Source organism: Streptomyces novaecaesareae, assembly GCF_000716875.1.
Taxonomy (GTDB): domain Bacteria; phylum Actinomycetota; class Actinomycetes; order Streptomycetales; family Streptomycetaceae; genus Kitasatospora; species Kitasatospora novaecaesareae.
On record NZ_JNWQ01000028.1, the window covers coordinates 1 to 17,122 of the forward strand.

A 17,122-nucleotide genomic window follows, 5' to 3' on the forward strand; every position below is an offset into this window, starting at 1 on the left:
GCCGATGGTACTGCAGGGGGGACCCTGTGGGAGAGTAGGACGCCGCCGAACAATTCTTCTGAAGAACCCCCATCCGGATCCCGGATGGGGGTTCTTCGCGTTTCCGGCCGAGAAATCCTGCAAAAAATCTCGGCCGGCGGTGTCGAGAACCCGTGGCCGGCTTCGTCCCCGGGGTGAACGCGGCCACAATGGGTCGCACCAGCACCGAGGGAGAAGCACCATGGCCAAGTACCTGCTGCTCAAGCACTACCGAGGCGCCCCGGACGCGGTCAACTGCGTGCCGATGGACCAGTGGACGCCGGAGGAGATCTCCGCGCACATCCGGTACATGCAGGACTTCGCGGCCCGGCTGGAGCAGACCGGCGAGTTCGTCGACGCTCAGGCGCTCGCTCCGGAGGGGACGTGGGTGCGGTCCGACGGCGAGGGCCGCCCGCCGGTCACCGACGGTCCGTTCGCCGAGACCAAGGACCTGATCGCCGGCTGGATGGTGATCGACGTCGACAGTCACGAGCGGGCCGTCGAGCTGGCCGGGGAGCTGTCGGCGGCGCCCGGGGCCGGTGGGAAGCCGATCCACGAGTGGCTGGAGCTGCGGCCGTTCCTGGCCGCGCCGCCGACCATCACGGAGTGACCTCCCGATGAACGAGGCCCTGATCCGGAGCCTCACACCGGGCGTGCTCGGGATCCTCGTCCGCCGCGGAGCAGACTTCGCGGCGGCCGAGGACGCCGTGCAGGACGCCCTGGTGGAGGCGGTTCGGCTTTGGCCGGCCGACCCTCCGCGGGACCCGAAGGGCTGGCTGGTCACCGTGGCGTGGCGCAAGTTCCTCGACGCGGCCCGGTCGGACAGCGCCCGCCGTCGGCGTGAGGACCTCGTCGACCAGGAGCCGGAGGCGGGGCCCGCGGCCGGGGTGGACGACACGCTCCGGCTCTACTTCCTGTGCGCCCACCCGTCGTTGACGCCCTCGTCCGCGGTCGCGCTCACCCTGCGGGCGGTGGGCGGACTGACCACCCGCCAGATCGCCCAGGCGTACCTGGTGCCCGAGACGACCATGGCCCAGCGGATCAGCCGGGCCAAGCGGACCGTCTCCGGTGTGCGGTTCGACCAGCCGGGCGACATCGCGACCGTGCTGCGCGTCTTCTACCTGGTCTTCAACGAGGGGTACTCCGGGGACGTCGATCTCGCCGCCGAGGCCATCCGGCTCACCCGGCAGCTGGCGGCCGCCGTCGACCACCCCGAGGTGGCCGGGCTGCTCGCGCTCATGCTGTTGCACCACGCCCGACGGGCCGGCCGGACCGCTGCCGACGGCAGCCTGGTGCCGCTGGCCGAGCAGGACCGCAGCAGGTGGGACACCGGGCTGATCGCCGAGGGCGTCGGGATCCTGCAGGCGGCCCTCGCCCGGGACCGGCTCGGCGAGTTCCAGGCCCAGGCCGCCGTCGCGGCGCTGCACGCCGACGCGCCGACCGCCGAGGAGACGGACTGGGTGCAGATCGTCGAGTGGTACGACGAACTCGTCCGCCTGACCGGCAGCCCGGTCGTCCGGCTCAACCGTGCGGTGGCCGTCGGGGAGGCGGACGGGCCGCGCGCCGGGCTGGCGGCGCTCGCCGAGCTGGACGACTCGCTGCCGCGTCGTACCGCGGTGGCGGCGTACCTGCACGAGCGTGACGGCGACCCGGAGACGGCGGCGCGGCTGTACGCCGAGGCGGCACACCGCGCGCCCAACCTCGCCGAGCGTGACTACCTGACGCGTCAGGCGGCCAGGCTCAACGCCGAGTTGAAGGCCCGTCGGCGGTTCTGAGGGGGCGTGCCCGTCAGAGGCGGCCGGCCGCCTTCAGCGCGAGGTAGGTGTCGGCCAGGGCCGGCGCGATCTGCGCGGGCGGGGCGTCGAGGACGGTGACGCCGTGGCGGGTGAGGCGGTCGGCGGTGGCGCGGCGGTCGGCGCGGGTCTGTTCGGCGGCCGCGGCGCCGTAGACGGCCTCCAGGGTGCCGCGGCCGGCGGCGAGGGCGTCCAGCCGCGGGTCGGCGACGGAGGCGAGGACGACCTCGTGGCGCTTGGTGAGCAACGGCAGCAGCGGGCGCAGGCCGTCCTCGACGGGTGCCGCGTCGAGGCCGGTGAGCAGGACGATCAGCGAGCGGTGCGGCGCCATCTTGAGGGCCGTGGAGACCAGCGAGCGCATGTCGGTCTCGTGCAGCGCGGGCTCCAGGTCGGCCATCGCGTCGGTGAAGGCGGGCAGCACCTCGTGGGCCGAGCAGCCGGCCACGGCGGTGCGCTTGCGGGCGTCGTGGGCGAGCAGGTCGACGCGGTCGCCGGCCCGGGTGGCGAGGGCGGTCAGCAGCAGGGCGGCGTCGAGGGAGGCGTCCAGGCGGGGGGCGTCGCCGACGCGGCCGGCCGAGGTGCGGCCGGTGTCGAGGACGACGAGGATGTGCCGGTCGCGTTCGGGGCGCCAGGTGCGGACGGCGACGGTGGTGCGGCGGGCGCTGGCGCGCCAGTCGATGGAGCGGACGTCGTCGCCCGGCAGGTACTCGCGCAGCGAGTCGAACTCGGTGCCCTGGCCGCGGGTCAACACCGAGGTGCGGCCGTCGAGTTCGCGCAGCCGGGCGAGCCGGGAGGGCAGGTGCTTGCGGCTGGCGAACGGGGGCAGTGCGCGGACCGTCCACGGGACCAGGTGGGAGCCCTGGCGGGCGGCCAGGCCGAGCGGGCCGAGCGAGCGGACCGTCACCCGGTGGGACCGGTGGTCGCCGCGGCGGGTCGGGGTGAGCACGGTGACCGCTCGGCGTCGTTCGCCGCCGGGGACGGTCAGGGTGTGCCGGGAAGCGGCCTCGGCGGTGCCGGGGCGCCAGGCGGACGGGGCCCAGGCGTCGCGGACCAGGGCCCGGAGAGGGCGCCCGGAGGGGTTGGTGACGGTCAGTTCGACCGTCGCGGGCTCGCCGAGCCGGACGGTGGTGTCACCGCCCCGCCCGAACCGCAGGCTGCGGACGGGCGCGGCGAGCACCAGGTCGGCCACGACGGCGAGCAGGACCGCGCCGGTGACCAGCCAGATCCCGGCCGCCGACGGCAGCAGCAGGCCCACGACGAGCGCGCCGAGTGCGGCGAGCAGGGCGGTTCGCCCGGTGAGGGCCATGCGGTGCGCTCCTTCGGAGACTCGTCGACCGGAAGACGTGGGACGCCGACGGGCGGTGGATCAACTGGCAGTGGATCAGTGGATCAGTGGATCAGTGGATCAGTGGATCGGTGGGCGGTGGATCAGCGGGGTGCGGGCGTCTGGGCGAGGACGGCCTGGATGACGGAGTCGGCGGTGACGCCCTCCATCTCGGCCTCGGCGCGCAGCGCGACCCGGTGCCGCAGGGTGGGCAGGGCCAGCGCCTTGACGTCGTCCGGGGTGACGTAGTCGCGGCCGGCCAGCCAGGCCCAGGCGCGCGAGGCGACGAGCAGGGCGGTGGCACCGCGCGGGGAGACGCCGATGGACAGCGACGGGGACTGCCGGGTCGCCCGGCAGAGGTCGACGATGTAGGCGAGCACCTCGGGGGAGACGGTCAGCTTGGCGATCTGGGCGCGGGCGGCGGCGAGGTGCTCTGGCCCGGCGACCGGGCGGACGCCGGCCGCGGCGAGGTCTCGGGGGTCGAAGCCGGCGGCGTGCCGGGAGAGGACCTGGAACTCCTGGTCGCGGTCGGGCAGCGGCAGGATCAGCTTGAGCAGGAAGCGGTCCAGCTGGGCCTCGGGCAGCGGGTAGGTGCCCTCGTACTCGACCGGGTTCTGTGTTGCGGCGACCAGGAACGGCACGGGCAGCGCGCGCGGCTCGCCGTCCACCGTGACCTGGTGCTCCTCCATGGCCTCCAGGAGGGCGGCCTGGGTCTTCGGCGGGGTGCGGTTGATCTCGTCGGCGAGCAGCAGGTTGGTGAAGACCGGGCCGGGCTGGAAGGAGAACTCGGCGGTGCGGGCGTCGTAGACGAGCGAGCCGGTGACGTCGCCGGGCATCAGGTCGGGGGTGAACTGGATGCGCTTGGTCTCCAGGCTGAGCGCGGTGGACAGGGTGCGGATCAGCAGGGTCTTGGCGACGCCGGGGACGCCCTCCAGCAGGACGTGGCCGCCGCAGAGGAGCGCGACCACCAGGCCGGTGACGGCGGCGTCCTGGCCGACCACGGCCTTGCCGATCTCGGCGCGCAGTGCGGTCAGCGCCGCCCGCGGGTCGGCGGTGCCGGGGGTGGCGGCGGCCGTGCCGGGGACGGAGCGGAGCTGGGCGGTTGCCTGGTCGGTCACGGGTTCCGTACCTGCCTTTCGAGGGCGTCGAGGTCGTCGGCGAGCCGCAGCAGCGCGGCGTCGTCGGTCGGGGGCGGGCCGTACAGCAGGGCCCGGACGTCCCCTGCGGGCTGGTCGGGGAGGCGGTCGGCGGCGGCCGCGCACAGGGCGTCCGGGTCCGGCGCGCCGGACCGGAGCGGGACACCGAGGGCGGGGGCGAGCCGGTGGGCGGCGGCACGCCGCAGGGCCTCGGCGGCGCGGCCGCGGGCCTTGGCGCGCCGGTAGAGGCGGGCCCGTCCTTCGGTGGTCTCGGAGGCGCGGACCACCACCGGCAGGTCCTCGGCGACCACCGGGCCGAGCCGGCGGCCGCGCCAGAGGGCGGCGAGCACGGCGGCGACGGCGAGCTGGTAGCCGGCCCAGTGCCAGTCGCTCGGAATGAAGTCGGTGAAGGTCCTGGGGCGGGCGTTCTCGGCGAGCGGGGCGGAGTAGTCGGGCAGGTGCCAGGTGAGGCGGGGCTGCGAGCCGAGCAGGCCGAGCGCGAGCGAGGCGTCGCCGTCCTGGGTGAGCTGCTCGTTGCGGAGGAAGGTGCCACTGCCCAGCACGATGACGTCGCCGTCGCCGACGGGGATGCGGACCAGCGGGTAGCCGTGGCTGCGCGGGTAGCAGCCGTCGCCGCGGCTGCCGCTGGTGTAGAGCGTGCCGCCCAGGTGGGCGCTGCCGGCTCGGACGGCCTCGGGGAGCGAGCAGTCCGCGGGGGTGCTGCGGACGGAGGCGTACGGCAGGCCGCCGTCGTCCTCGGACAGCCGGATGCCGGGCGCCAGTGCCGTGAGGGCGGCCGGGCCGGGGGCGATCAGGACCAGCCGCCGGTGCCGGGCGGCGGCGACGGCGCGCAGCTGGGCGGGGCTGAGCAGGTCGGGCTCGGGCAGCACGAGGGTGTCGGGGGCGGCCGGGCTGCGGGTCGGGTCGGTGGTGAACTCGCTCTTGAGGCCCTGGCGTTCGAGCAGTGCGACGACGGCGTGGGCTCCGTCGCGGTCGTACGAGCGAGGGTCGAGCGGCGGGTAGCTGTGGTCCTGGCCGAGGGCGGCCACGGCAGTGGCGCCGATCAGGACGGCGGCGAGGAAGGCCAGGTACCAGCGGGCCCGGCGCCACAGGCCGCGGCCGGTGGGGGTGAGGCTGGTCGGGGCGGCGCCGGCGGGCGCCTCGGCCACGGGCGGTGGCACGGGGACGGTGCTCGTCATGCCGCTCCTCCCGAAGCCGAACCGGAAGCCGAACCGGAAGCAGGACCGGAAGTGGAACCAGGGACAGGGCCGGAAGCCGAGGCCGCGGCGGCGCCCACGCCCGCGGGCGGCGCGAGGACCGGGCGGGTCCGCTCCAGCGTCCGGTCGAGCTCGTGCAGCAGCCGGTACGAGGCCTCGTCGGCGGTGCGCTCGCCGAACGCGATGTCGTCGAAGGTGCGGGCGGCCGCGGACAGCGCGGCGGCGTGCTCGGGCAGCGCCCGGCCGGCCTCGGCGGCGGCCTCGTCGGCGGTGCGGCCGGGGCGGGCGTCGAGCAGGGTGCGCTCCTCCAGGCCCCGGACCAGGGCGCGCATCTGCTCGCGGACGGCCTCGGCCCAGCGCCCGGCGGCGGCGTGCTCGGCGGCGTCCGCCCGGTACCGCGCGGCGCTGCGCGCGCCCTCGGCCCCGTACACGTCGAGGGTGGTGCGGGCGGTGCGCCGGGGCGCGCCGAGGCGCCACCAGAGCGCGGCGGCGATCAGCACCGCGACGATCAGGAAGAGCACCAGGCCGGTGGTGCCGTCGGCGCCCTCGCCGGAGATGCTGCCGAGGGCGTCGGAGATGCGGTCGTAGAACCAGTCCGTGACCCGCTGCAGGATCGACGGGTCGTGCTTGTGGTACTCGGCGTTGAGCAGCTCGTCGCGGGCGGCGTCACGCGCCGGGTCACGCGGGACGGTGACCGGGGCGCCGCCCGCGGCGAGGAGCCTGTCCCCCCAGATAGGCATCCGGCTCAGCGCCTCGCCGGGGTCTGGTCGGTCTGTTCGCCCCAGCCGGCGTCGCCGTACTCGGGCAGGCCGGCGGCGCGGGCCAGCTCGATGTCCAGGGCCTCGCGGCGGATCCGCTGGTCGACGTAGACCAGCACGCCGACGGCGGCCATGAAGGGGGTGGTCAGGGTGCCGGCGATGATCCCGGCGATCGCCATGACGACCACCATTCCGGCGACCTGCTGGGTGGAGTCGGTCAGGCCGTGGCGGTCGAGGCTGTCGAAGCCCAGCAGCAGGCCGATGAAGCGGAACGGGACCGCGATGACCACCGCGACGACCAGCCCGAGCAGCTTGCTCAGCAGCGTGATGCCGAAGACCCGCCACCAGGAGCCGCGGACCAGGCGCCGCGAGCGGGACAGGGCCGTCGTCACGCCCTGCTTCTCCAGCATCAGGGCGGGGGCGGCCAGGCAGTAGCGGACCCACAGCCAGGCGGCGACCGGCAGGGTCAGCAGGCCGACGAGGAACAGCAGCGCCGCGGTCGCGGGCTCGTGGGAGCCGCTGATGCGGTAGCCGACGAGCGGGGCGAAGCCGAGCAGTGCCACCCCGGGGCCCATCAGGACGGTGAGCACGGTGAGCCCGAGCAGCTGCAGCAGTCGCGGCCGGGCGTCCCGCCAGGCCTCCCCGGCGCTCGCGGACCGGCCGAGGACGGCGCGGCTGACCACGATGGTGAGCAGCGCGGCGGCGAGCACGTCGAGCAGCAGTTGCAGCGGCAGGGCGGCCACCAGCCGCAGGGTCTGGGTGGCGGCGCCGGTCTTGCCCCTGACCAGGAGGTCCACCACGACGGCCCCGGCCTGGGCGACCACGGCGATGCCGAGCGAGAGTGCGAGCACCGTCCGCCAGTGCCGGCGGACGGTGGTGACGGCGCCGTCGAGCAGTTCGCCGATGCCGAGCGGGCGCAGCGGGATGACACCGGGCGTGGGGCTCTGCGGGGCGCCCCAGCCGTACGGGCGCTGGCCTCCGGGGGGCTGCTGCCCCCACTGCGGCCGGCCGTACTGGGCGTTCCAGCCGGGGGTGCTCTGCGGTGGTGCCGACGGCCCGGGCACGGCGGCGGGCGCGTCGGCCGGAGGCCGGACGCCGTCGCGGGGCGGCTCGGACGAGCCGGGCGAGGCCCAGCCCGGAGTGTCGGTCATCACTGCTCCTCGGAGGGGCGTCGTGGGCGCGGCTCCGGACGGATCTTCCGCCCGCGCGCAGCGCCCATCGTGCCATGGGGCAGGAGGAGGCCCCAGGGCGATGCGGTCGCTGATCGACAACGTGGGGTCACGGAGGGTGGGGCGGCGGGTTCCGGACGGTTCGGCGGCGCTTCGGCGGGGGTCATTCGCCCGGTATGGCCGGAATTCACCGGCGGCGGGAGTTGGCCGTTCTGGAGCATTGGCACTGCTGTGCGGCAGGTCACAATCCGGTAATGAGAGGATGGACGCATGAAGGGACGCGTCCTCGTCGTTGATGACGACTCCGCACTGGCCGAGATGCTCGGCATCGTGTTGCGTGGTGAGGGTTTTGAGCCGTTTTTCGTCGCGGATGGGGACAAGGCGCTAGCAGCCTTCCGGGAGACCAAGCCCGACCTGGTCCTGCTCGACCTGATGCTGCCCGGCCGGGACGGCATCGACGTCTGCCGGCAGATCCGGGCGGAGTCCGGGATCCCGATCGTCATGCTGACCGCGAAGACCGACACGGTCGACGTCGTGGTGGGCCTGGAGTCGGGGGCCGACGACTACGTCACCAAGCCGTTCAAGCCCAAGGAGCTGGTGGCCCGGGTGCGTGCCCGGCTGCGCCGCGCCGAGGAGCCGACGCCCGAGCAGCTGACCATCGGCGACCTGGTGATCGACGTGGCCGGCCACTCGGTGAAGCGGGACGGCCGGGGCATCCCGCTGACCCCGCTGGAGTTCGACCTGCTGGTCGCGCTGGCCCGCAAGCCCTGGCAGGTGTTCACCCGCGAGGTGCTGCTGGAGCAGGTCTGGGGCTACCGCCACGCGGCGGACACCCGTCTGGTCAACGTCCACGTGCAGCGCCTCCGCTCCAAGATCGAGAAGGACCCGGAGCGCCCCGAGATCGTGGTGACCGTCCGCGGCGTCGGCTACAAGGCCGGACCCAGCTGACGTGACGGAGCGGGCTGACGACACCCCGTCGGGTTCCTCGACCGACGGGGCCGGGGCCGTGCGCGGGGACGTGCTGAGTTCGACCACCCGCCGCCGGCGCGTCTCCTCCGGCGTGGCCGCGCTGGTGAAGCGTCAGCTGCGCCGGCCCACGCACCGGGTGGCCGCGCTGTACCGCCGGTCGATCCAGCTGCGCGTGGTCGCGGTGTCGCTGCTGGCGTCCGTCGCGGTGGTCCTGGTGCTGGGCGTGGTCGTGGTGGCGCAGGTGCGCACCGGCCTGCTCGACACCAAGATGGACGCCGCCCGGGCGCAGGCCAGGATCGGCTTCCAGGTCGAGCAGAAGAAGATCGACGAGGCCAGGGACCAGAAGCTGCGGGGCACGGCCGACCCGACCGTCGACGAGACCGGCACCTGGCTGCTGCGGCAGGTCAACGACCTGGCCGGGAGCGGGCAGACCGTCTATTCGGTGATCGCGATGGCCCCCGGCACCGGCGCCGTCGTCCCGGACACCGCCGGCTTCGCGCCGCGCTACTCGGGCGACATCCAGCCCAGCAGCATCCCGGACACCCTGCGGGCCAAGCTCATCGCCGAGCCGGGCCAGATGTTCGACCAGCCCACCCGGATCCACCGTTCGCCCGAGAGCGGCGGGAAGTCCGAGCCCGGGCTGGCCCTCGGCATGCAGTTCATCGGCCCGGCCGGGAACAGCTACCAGATGTTCTACGTGTTCTCCTTCGGCCAGGAGACCGACACCCTCAACCTGGTCACCGGCACCCTGGCGACCGCCGGCGTGTTCGTGGTGATCCTGATGGGCGGCATCGCCTGGGTCGTGGTGCGCCAGGTGGTCACCCCGGTCCGGATGGCCGCCGGGATCTCCGAGCGGCTCGCCGACGGGCACCTGGAGGAGCGGATGAAGGTGACCGGGACGGACGACATCGCCCGCCTCGGTGAGTCCTTCAACCGGATGGCCAACGCCCTGCAGGCGCAGATCCGCCAGCTGGAGGAGCTGTCCCGGGTGCAGCGGCGCTTCGTCTCCGACGTCTCGCACGAGCTGCGCACCCCGCTGACCACCGTCCGGATGGCCGCCGACCTCATCTACGACAGCCGCGAGGACCTGGACCCGATGGCGGCCCGCTCGGCGGAGCTGCTGCAGGGCCAGCTGGACCGCTTCGAGTCGCTGCTCGCCGACCTGCTGGAGATCAGCCGCTTCGACGCCGGCGCCGCGATCCTGGACGCCGAGCCGGTCGACCTGCGGGAGATCGTCGGCCGCGTGGTGGAGGCTGCCGAGCCGCTGGCCGAGGCCAAGGGCAGCGCGATCGTGATCCGCGGCGACGGCGAGCCGGTGCTGGCCGAGGTGGACTCCCGCCGGATCGAGCGGATCCTGCGCAACCTGGTGGTCAACGCACTGGAGCACGGCGAGGGCCGTGACGTGGTGGTCCGGCTGGGCTCGGCGGACGGCGCGGTCGCGGTCGGCGTGCGCGACTACGGCATCGGCCTCAAGCCGGGCGAGGCGTCCCGGGTGTTCCACCGCTTCTGGCGGGCCGACCCGTCCCGGGTGCGGACCACCGGCGGTACCGGCCTGGGCCTGTCCATCGCGGTCGAGGACGCCCACCTGCACGGCGGCTGGCTGCAGGCCTGGGGCGAGCCCGGCGGCGGCTCGCACTTCCGGCTCACGCTGCCGCGCACCCGCGGCGGCGAGATCTCCCGGGCGCCGTTCCGGCTGGAGCCGGAGGACTCCCGCAACAACCGGGGCCTGGGCACGTACGGCACGCCGTACCGGCGGGCGATCAGCCCGACCGGCTCGACGGCGCTGACCGCCGCCGAGGACCAGGCGGAGACGCCGGAGGCCGCGGGCAGCGGCCTCGGCAGCGGGCTCGGCGGGGTGCTGAACATCGGCCCCGGCCTGGGCCGCAGCCGACTGCCCGAGGGGCCGCGTTCGGACCCCTCGGACGTGCGGACGGCGGGGGCCGGATACGCGGTGACCGGCGCCCAGGTCATGGTGGACGCGACGTCCGGACGGCCGTCGGTGGCGCAGCGGACGGCGGAGCCGGACGTGACGGGTGGGACGGACCTGGAGGGATCGCAGCGTGCGAAGGACCAGCAACAGGACTGAGCCGCGGCTGCTCGCGGTGACCGGCACGCTGCTCGGTGCCCTGGTGGCGAGCGGCTGCGCGGCCATGCCCGACTCCGGCGGCATCACCAGGGTGGAGCTGTCCCAGGGCTCGGCGGACAAGAACCTGCAGGCCAGGGTCTACCCGGTGGCGCCCGGCAAGGGCGCCAAGCCGCGCGAGCTGCTGACCGGGTTCCTGGACGCGGTGACCGCCGACGAGGGGTACGAGACCGCGCGCAAGTACCTGACCGAGACCGCCGCCGCGGCCTGGAAGCCGGAGGCCGGGATCCGGGTGCTCTCGTCCACGACCATCCCGGTCGGCCCGGACGTCGCCGACACGGACACCACGGTCTCGACGACGGTGCGCGGGCAGCTGGTCGCCAGCGTCGACGAGCGGCACTCGTACCAGCTGGTGGCCGGGCAGGACAACAACGTCTCGTCCGACTTCACCTTCGTCCGGGAGAAGGACGGCGAGTGGCGGATCGACAAGCTGCCGCCCGGCGTGATCATGAACGAGACCAACTTCCGGAACAGCTTCCGGCAGGTCGAGCGGTTCTTCTACACCGCGCCCGACCCGTCCGGGGTGGTCTCCGGCAACGCCGGCCAGGAGGTGCTGGTCGCCGACCCGATCTACCTGCGACGCCGGATAGACCCGCTGACCTCGGCCGCCCGCGCGCTCGTCGACGGGCCCTCGACCTGGCTCTCGCCGGTGGTCCGGACGGCCTTCCCGAGCGGCGCCAAGGTCGACAAGGTGACCATCGACGACAGCCGGGTCGCCCACGTCCAGCTCGGGGTGGCGGACGTCAGCGAGCCGATGGCCTGCCGCCGGATGGCGACCCAGCTCTTCTACACCCTCGCCGACCAGGGCAAGGGCCAGGTCGAGCGGCTGGAGCTGAAGGGGCAGCGCGGCTCCTGCACGGCCAGCCGCACCGACGTGCCGGCCACCGGCCCCGGCGCCCTGGCCGGGCCGACCCCCGCGACGCAGTACTACCAGCGTGCCGACGGCTCGCTGGTGGCGACCGACGAGGGGCGCCCCGGCGACCCGGTCCGCGGCATCCTCGGCAAGCCGCAGTCGAACACCAAGCCGCCGCTCGGCGCCATCGCGGTCAGCCGGGACGGCTCCCAGGCCGCCGCGATCAGCGACGACGGCCACCAGGTCTACTCGGTGCCACTGTCGGGCGGCGCGGTGGCCCTGGGCGACCCGGTGCTCAGCTCCCCGGCGAAGCCCGGCGACAAGGAGGACGGCTTCGCCTCGCCCAGCTGGGACGGCCACGGCGACCTCTGGGTGGTGGACCGCAACCAGCAGGGCCAGCGGGTGGTCATGGTGCGCGGCAACAAGTCGTACACCGCGCCGGTCGAGGGGCTGACCGGGCAGACCGTGCAGGCGCTGAAGATCTCCTCGGACGGCGTCCGGGTCGCCCTGGTGGTCAAGACCCCGGGCCTGGCCATCCGCTCGCTGATGTTCGGCCTGGTGGTGCACGGCGGCACGCCGCAGGCGCCGACCGTCAAGATCACCGGGCTGCGCCGGGCGGCTCCCACGCTGACCGACGTCGCCTCGGTGTCCTGGGCGGAGACCGACCAGCTGCTGGTGCTCGGCAAGGAGGCCGACCGGACCCAGCAGCTCTACTTCATCAGCACCGACGGCTCGCAGAGCACGGACACCCAGCTGCAGAGCGCCGAGAGCATGACGACCGTCGCGGCCTCGGAGTCCCGGGGGGACAGCCTGACCCAGGCGCCGCCGGTGCTGGCGATGGCGGAGGTCAAGCAGCCGGACGGCAAGCCCAGCGAGCTCAAGGCCTACCGCCTGGTCAACAACCAGTGGCGGGAGGCCCCGTTGATCGACAAGCCGCGCCTGTTCTTCTACGCGGGCTGACGGGCTGTTGGGGCTGACGGGCTGTTCGCGGTGACGGCCCGTCTGGGGTGACGCCGTGTCCGGGCGCTCCGGTGGCGGGCGGTCAGTCGGCCGGCTGCACCGCGGTGGCCGCGACCGTGGCGCCGGCCCGGGCCGGCAGGCCGGCGTCGGCCAGCGCCCGGGCGGCCTCGGCGAGGCTGGCCCCGGTCGTCACCAGGTCGTCCACCAGGACGGGTTGGCGACCCGCCAGGCCGGCCCTGGCGCGCGGCAGTACGGTGAGCGCGCCGTGCAGGTTGCGGCGCCGCTCCGCCGCGTTCAGCCCGGTCTGATCGGCGACCGGACGGGCGTGCCGCAGCAGCGGCGCGGCCCGGGCGTCCAGACCGGCCCGGCGCAGCGAGCGGGCGGCGGCCCCGGCCAGCCGCAGCGTCGGGTCGTGCCCGCGGGCGCGCACGGCCGAGCGGGCCGAGGGCATCGGCACCAGGAGCAGCGGCGCGGCGTCGGCCCGCGCCCCCAGGGCGGAGCGCACGGCCCGGCCCAGGGCCTCGCCGAGTGGCCCCGCGAGGCGCAGCGCGCCGCGTTCCTTGTGCGCGAGCAGCAACTGCCGCACCGGGTCGGTGTACGGGGCGGCGGCGTGTGCCCAGGGCAGCAGGGTGGAGCCGGGCCGCGCGGTGGCCAGGACGTGCCGGCAGGCCGGGCAGAGCTGGCTGCGTTCGGTGCCGCAGCCCGCGCAGTTCGCGGGGAGCAGGACGTCCAGCAGCCCGGCCAGTGCGTGGCCGAACGGTCCGCGCGCGGACGGTGGACGGGTGGGGGAGGGGCTCAGCGACACGGCTGCTCCTGGCGGCGGCAGGCACGGGGAGTGAGCAAAGGATGCGCCGTATGGGGGGCGTTGTCCAGGTATTTACCCTTACTTCACTCGCGAGAGGGTAGACAGGGTGCACCAGCTTGACCGCCCGCTCGCAGTATCGGGTCATACCCGCCCTCTCGCCCGGGGAGGCGAAAAGCCCGCGTGAGGTGTTCGATAAGGCTCCAGGGGGTTTCAACCGTCCCTGGTGGGGAGGAAGTGAGGTGAGGGCCAGTCGTTTCCCGCCGGCGGCGGGGGCGGGGGGCCGGCAGTGGATGGGCTGGTCCAGCTGGGTCTCAGCCCGATCCGGTAGCACCCGGATCGGCGTCAGCACGAGGGATCGGAGTTCTGCGTGGACATCGTCGTCAAGGGCCGCAAGACCGAGGTGCCCAAGAGGTTCCGCGAGCACGTGGCCGAGAAGCTGGAGAAGGTCCAGAAGTTCGACGGCAAGGTGATCAGCCTCGACGTCGAGGTGTCCAAGGAGCACAACCCGCGGCAGGCCGACCGGTCCGAGCGGGTGGAGATCACTCTCCGTACCCGCGGGCCGGTGATCCGGGCCGAAGCCGCCGCCGCCGACCCGTACGCGGCGCTCGACCTGGCTTCGGCGAAGCTCGACGCGCAACTGCGCAAGTCCGCAGACCGGCGCCGGGTGCACAAGGGCGGCGCGAACGGCCGCACCCCCATCAGCGTCGCCGAGGCGACCGCGGCCCTGGCCGCGCTGCCGGACACGACGGCGCGGGAGGGCGGGACGAACGGCGCCGTCCGCAAGACCATGATGGGATCCCTGGAAGTGGAGGGCGAAGGCCCGCTGGTGGTCCGGGAGAAGACGCACCCAGCCGCCCCCATGGCGCTGGACCAGGCGCTCTACGAGATGGAGCTGGTCGGCCACGACTTCTACCTCTTCGTGGAGAAGGACAGCGGCCTGCCCAGCGTCGTCTACCGCCGACACGGCTACAACTACGGTGTCATCCACCTGCAGACCGACCAGTCGGCCGGGGCCGGCAGCGGTGCGGGCGGGGCGATCGGCGGGGCCGACGACGAGGACTGACCGTCCGAGCAGCGATGGAGGGGTGACCCCGGCGGCCGTGGCCGCCGGGGTCACCGGCGTTCCGGGGCAGGGCGGTTCGAGCGGCGGGCCGGTCCCGGGGGGAGGGGTCACCCGATGCGGGGGAATCGGCGTCGGAGGGTGACCGCGGCGGCTGCGGGGCGTGGAATGATTGGCGTACGACGACCCGCGAAGGGGGAGGAGCGGATGGGGGATCACTTCGGGCTGGGGCCCGCGGCTGGGCCCGGGCTGCCGTTGGGGGGCCCGGAGGAGGAGCCCGCGTACGCACCGCACCGGGGTGAGCCGATCCGTGTGCTGGTGGTGGACGACCACGCACTGTTCCGCCGGGGGCTGGAGATCGTCCTCGCGGAGGAGCCGGACATCAAGGTCGTCGGCGAGGCGGGGGACGGCGCCGAGGCCGTGCTGAAGGCGGCCGACCTGCTGCCCGACATCATCCTCATGGACGTCCGGATGCCGCGGCGCAGCGGGATCGAGGCCTGCACGGCGATCAAGGACGTGGCGCCCAGCACCAAGATCATCATGTTGACGATAAGCGACGAGGAGGCCGACCTCTACGAGGCGATCAAGGCGGGGGCCACCGGCTACCTGCTCAAGGAGATCTCCACCGACGAGGTCGCCACCGCGATCCGCGCGGTCGCCGACGGGCAGTCGCAGATCAGCCCCTCGATGGCCTCCAAGCTGCTCACCGAGTTCAAGTCGATGATCCAGCGCCGCTCCGACGACCGGGACCTGGTGCCCGCACCCCGGCTCACCGACCGGGAATTGGAGGTGCTCAAGCTGGTGGCGACCGGGATGAACAACCGGGAGATCGCCAAGGAGCTGTTCATCAGCGAGAACACCGTGAAGAACCACGTGCGCAACATCCTGGAGAAGCTCCAACTGCACTCCAGGATGGAGGCCGTGGTGTACGCGATGCGGGAGAAGATCCTCGAAATAGGGTGAGCCGGGCCGGACTCAGCCGTCCGCCAGCAGCTTCTCCAGGGCGGGGCGCAGCCGTTCGTCGTGCAGCGCCCCGACCCGTACCTCGTCGCAGCCGACCCAGGCTGCCGCCTCGCGCAGGGCCGTCGCCAGTGCCGCGAGGTGCCGGGCCCCCTGCCCCCGGTCGTCGGTCAGCGAGACCTGCCGGGCGACCAGGGTGCGGCCCTCGCGGGCCGGGTCGACCCGGCCGACCAGCCGGCCGCCGGCCAGCAGCGGCATCGCGAAGTAGCCGTGCACCCGCTTGTGCTTGGGGGTGTAGGCCTCCAGCCGGTGCGTCATGCCGAAGATCCGCTCGGTGCGCGGGCGGTCCCAGACCAGCGAGTCGAACGGCGAGAGCAGCGTGGTGCGGTGGCGTCCGCGCGGGGTGGTGGCGAGGGCGGCCGGATCGGCCCAGGCGGGGGCGGCGGCGCCGTCCGGGCCCCAGCCCTCCACCTCGACCGGGACGAGCCCGCAGTCGGCGAGCACTGGGGCCAACTCCTCGGCGCGCAGCCGGTGGTAGTCCAGCAGGTCGGCCCGGGTGGCGACGCCGAGCGCGGCGCCGGCCTGGGCGACCAGGGTGCGCACGCACTCCTCGTCCGACCGGTCCTGCCCGAACAGGGCGTCCGGGATGGCCTGTTCGGCCAGGGCGTAGACGCGCTTCCAGCCGCGGCGCTCGGTGCAGACCACGTCGCCGAAGGCCAGCGCCCGCTCGACCGCGACCTTGGTGTCGGACCAGTCCCACCACTCGGCCGTCTTCTTGGCGCCGCCCAGCTCCGTGGAGGTCAGCGGACCCTCGGCGCGCAGCTTGTCCAGCACCAGCCGGTAGGTCTCGGGCGCGACCTGGTGGCCCCAGAGGTGGCCGCGGTCGCGGTAGCGGCGGCGCCGGAAGGCGAACAGCGGCCACTCCTCGACCGGCAGGATGCAGGCCGCGTGTGACCAGTACTCGAAGCTCGTGCCCCCGCCCCAGTACGCCGCCTCGACGGCCGGGCGGCCGACCGCGCCGAGGCGGGCGTACGGCACCAGCTCGTGGGAGCGGGCGAGCACCGAGATGGTGTCCAGCTGGACGGCGCCCAGGTGCCGCAGCACCCCCCGCACCCCGGCCCGGCGGTCGGGCGCGCCCAGCAGGCCCTGGGCGCGCAGGGCGATCCGGCGGGCGTCGTCGGCGCTCAGGACGGTGACGGGGACGCTGCGGGCGGCTTCGGCGGTCATGCCGGCGAGCGTAGCCCGGGGCACTGACAGCGACCGGGCCGGCTGAGCCTGCCCGGCTGCAGGGCGTGCAGGGCGTGCAGGGCCTACCGGGTCTGCACGGCCTGCCGGGTGTCAGTCCAGGTCGGAGGCCAGCAGCGAGGCCAGCCAGGCGTCGTGGAAGACGCCGCGCTGCTCGGCGTAGGAGCGCAGCGTGCCCTCGAAGCGGTAGCCGGCCTTCTCGGCGACGGCGCGGGAGCCCTCGTTGCCGACGTAGGCCTGCCACTCCAGGCGGCGCAGCCCCAGCTCGCGCAGCCCGTACAGGGACACGGCGCGGGCGGCCTCGACCGTGTAGCCGCGGCCGCGGAACTCCTTCACGGCCCACCAACCGACCTCGGCGCAGCGCGGGTCGTGGTCGCGCAGGACGAGCCCCTGGCTGCCGACCAGGGCGCCGGACCCGCGCTCGAACACGCACCAGATCCGGTTCGTACCGGTGCGCCAGCCCTCGACGGCGAGATCGCGCACGAAGAACTCCGCGTCCTCGCGCCGGTACGGGGAGGGAACCACCGTCCAGCGCTGGATCTCGGCGTCCTGGCAGGCGCTGTACACCGCGTCGATGTCGCTTTCCTGCGGGGCACGCAGGACGAGGCGCTCGGTGGTGAGGGTGACGGGTTCGGTGGGGAGTTCGGTGGGGAGTTCGTCCATGTACGGATTATTCCGTGGCATGAGGAATCGGGGCATCCGATTATCTGGC

The 17,122-nt window shown here is 74.2% G+C and carries 15 protein-coding genes; 7 read left to right on the forward strand and 8 right to left on the reverse strand.

Annotated elements, in window-relative coordinates:
- Positions 1–220 precede the first annotated feature (220 nt).
- A complete protein-coding gene (locus OP86_RS12935; protein WP_030257338.1) occupies positions 221–628 on the forward strand; it encodes a YciI family protein in 408 nt (135 codons plus the stop codon).
- 7 nt (positions 629–635) lie between these two features.
- Positions 636–1,793, forward strand: coding sequence for an RNA polymerase sigma factor (locus OP86_RS12940; protein WP_030061799.1), 1,158 nt, complete (start codon positions 636–638; stop codon positions 1,791–1,793).
- A 13-nt stretch (positions 1,794–1,806) separates the two neighbouring features.
- On the opposite strand, the gene OP86_RS12945 is transcribed toward OP86_RS12940, so the two are convergent.
- The 5 genes from OP86_RS12945 to OP86_RS12965 form a co-directional block, all read right to left on the reverse strand.
- Positions 1,807–3,117 carry a DUF58 domain-containing protein gene (locus tag OP86_RS12945; protein ID WP_030061800.1) on the reverse strand — a complete coding sequence of 437 codons (1,311 nt, stop codon included), beginning with the start codon at positions 3,115–3,117 and terminating at the stop codon, positions 1,807–1,809.
- A 122-nt stretch (positions 3,118–3,239) separates the two neighbouring features.
- On the reverse strand, positions 3,240–4,253 hold the full coding sequence (locus tag OP86_RS12950) for an AAA family ATPase (RefSeq protein ID WP_030061801.1): 1,014 nt from the start codon (positions 4,251–4,253) through the stop codon (positions 3,240–3,242).
- The gene (locus OP86_RS12955; protein WP_051830031.1) at positions 4,250–5,470 is read right to left on the reverse strand and encodes a DUF4350 domain-containing protein; all 1,221 of its coding nucleotides are present in this window, start codon (positions 5,468–5,470) and stop codon (positions 4,250–4,252) included. Before OP86_RS12955 ends, OP86_RS12950 begins: the two co-directional genes overlap by 4 nt.
- Complete coding sequence (locus tag OP86_RS12960) at positions 5,467–6,228, reverse strand: DUF4129 domain-containing protein (RefSeq protein ID WP_063832366.1); 762 nt, start codon at positions 6,226–6,228, stop codon at positions 5,467–5,469. Before OP86_RS12960 ends, OP86_RS12955 begins: the two co-directional genes overlap by 4 nt.
- A gap of 5 nt (positions 6,229–6,233) precedes the next feature.
- Positions 6,234–7,397 (reverse strand): DUF7847 domain-containing protein, encoded by a 1,164-nt coding sequence (locus OP86_RS12965; RefSeq protein WP_051830032.1) that lies wholly within the window; start codon positions 7,395–7,397, stop codon positions 6,234–6,236.
- 288 nt (positions 7,398–7,685) lie between these two features.
- On the opposite strand from OP86_RS12965, the gene mtrA reads away from it, so the two are divergent.
- The 3 genes from mtrA to OP86_RS12980 all read left to right on the forward strand — a co-directional run bounded on the left by mtrA (position 7,686) and on the right by OP86_RS12980 (position 12,340).
- Entirely contained in the window at positions 7,686–8,363 is a 678-nt protein-coding gene (gene mtrA, locus OP86_RS12970) for an MtrAB system response regulator MtrA (RefSeq protein ID WP_030061806.1), read from the forward strand.
- Positions 8,364–8,433: 70 nt separating this feature from the next.
- A complete protein-coding gene (mtrB, locus tag OP86_RS12975; RefSeq protein ID WP_078588724.1) occupies positions 8,434–10,470 on the forward strand; it encodes an MtrAB system histidine kinase MtrB in 2,037 nt (678 codons plus the stop codon).
- On the forward strand, positions 10,445–12,340 hold the full coding sequence (locus tag OP86_RS12980) for an LpqB family beta-propeller domain-containing protein (protein ID WP_157849733.1): 1,896 nt from the start codon (positions 10,445–10,447) through the stop codon (positions 12,338–12,340). Before mtrB ends, OP86_RS12980 begins: the two co-directional genes overlap by 26 nt.
- Positions 12,341–12,422: 82 nt before the next feature.
- Here the strand turns inward: OP86_RS12980 and OP86_RS12985 are convergent, their stop codons facing one another.
- Positions 12,423–13,145 (reverse strand): ComF family protein, encoded by a 723-nt coding sequence (locus OP86_RS12985; protein WP_234434927.1) that lies wholly within the window; start codon positions 13,143–13,145, stop codon positions 12,423–12,425.
- A 367-nt stretch (positions 13,146–13,512) separates the two neighbouring features.
- Here OP86_RS12985 and hpf point away from each other — a divergent pair, with 367 nt between their 5' ends.
- Together hpf and OP86_RS12995 are read left to right on the forward strand one after the other, a co-directional pair.
- Positions 13,513–14,208, forward strand: a complete 696-nt coding sequence (gene hpf / locus OP86_RS12990; RefSeq protein WP_030061811.1) for a ribosome hibernation-promoting factor, HPF/YfiA family — start codon at positions 13,513–13,515, stop codon at positions 14,206–14,208.
- A 204-nt stretch (positions 14,209–14,412) separates the two neighbouring features.
- A complete protein-coding gene (locus OP86_RS12995; RefSeq protein WP_030061812.1) occupies positions 14,413–15,168 on the forward strand; it encodes a response regulator in 756 nt (251 codons plus the stop codon).
- A 12-nt stretch (positions 15,169–15,180) separates the two neighbouring features.
- On the opposite strand, the gene OP86_RS13000 is transcribed toward OP86_RS12995, so the two are convergent.
- On the reverse strand, positions 15,181–16,392 hold the full coding sequence (locus tag OP86_RS13000; RefSeq protein ID WP_030257354.1) for a winged helix-turn-helix domain-containing protein: 1,212 nt from the start codon (positions 16,390–16,392) through the stop codon (positions 15,181–15,183).
- Positions 16,393–16,503: 111 nt separating this feature from the next.
- Positions 16,504–17,073 carry a GNAT family N-acetyltransferase gene (locus OP86_RS13005; protein ID WP_030061815.1) on the reverse strand — a complete coding sequence of 190 codons (570 nt, stop codon included), beginning with the start codon at positions 17,071–17,073 and terminating at the stop codon, positions 16,504–16,506.
- Between the last annotated feature and the right edge of the window lie 49 nt (positions 17,074–17,122).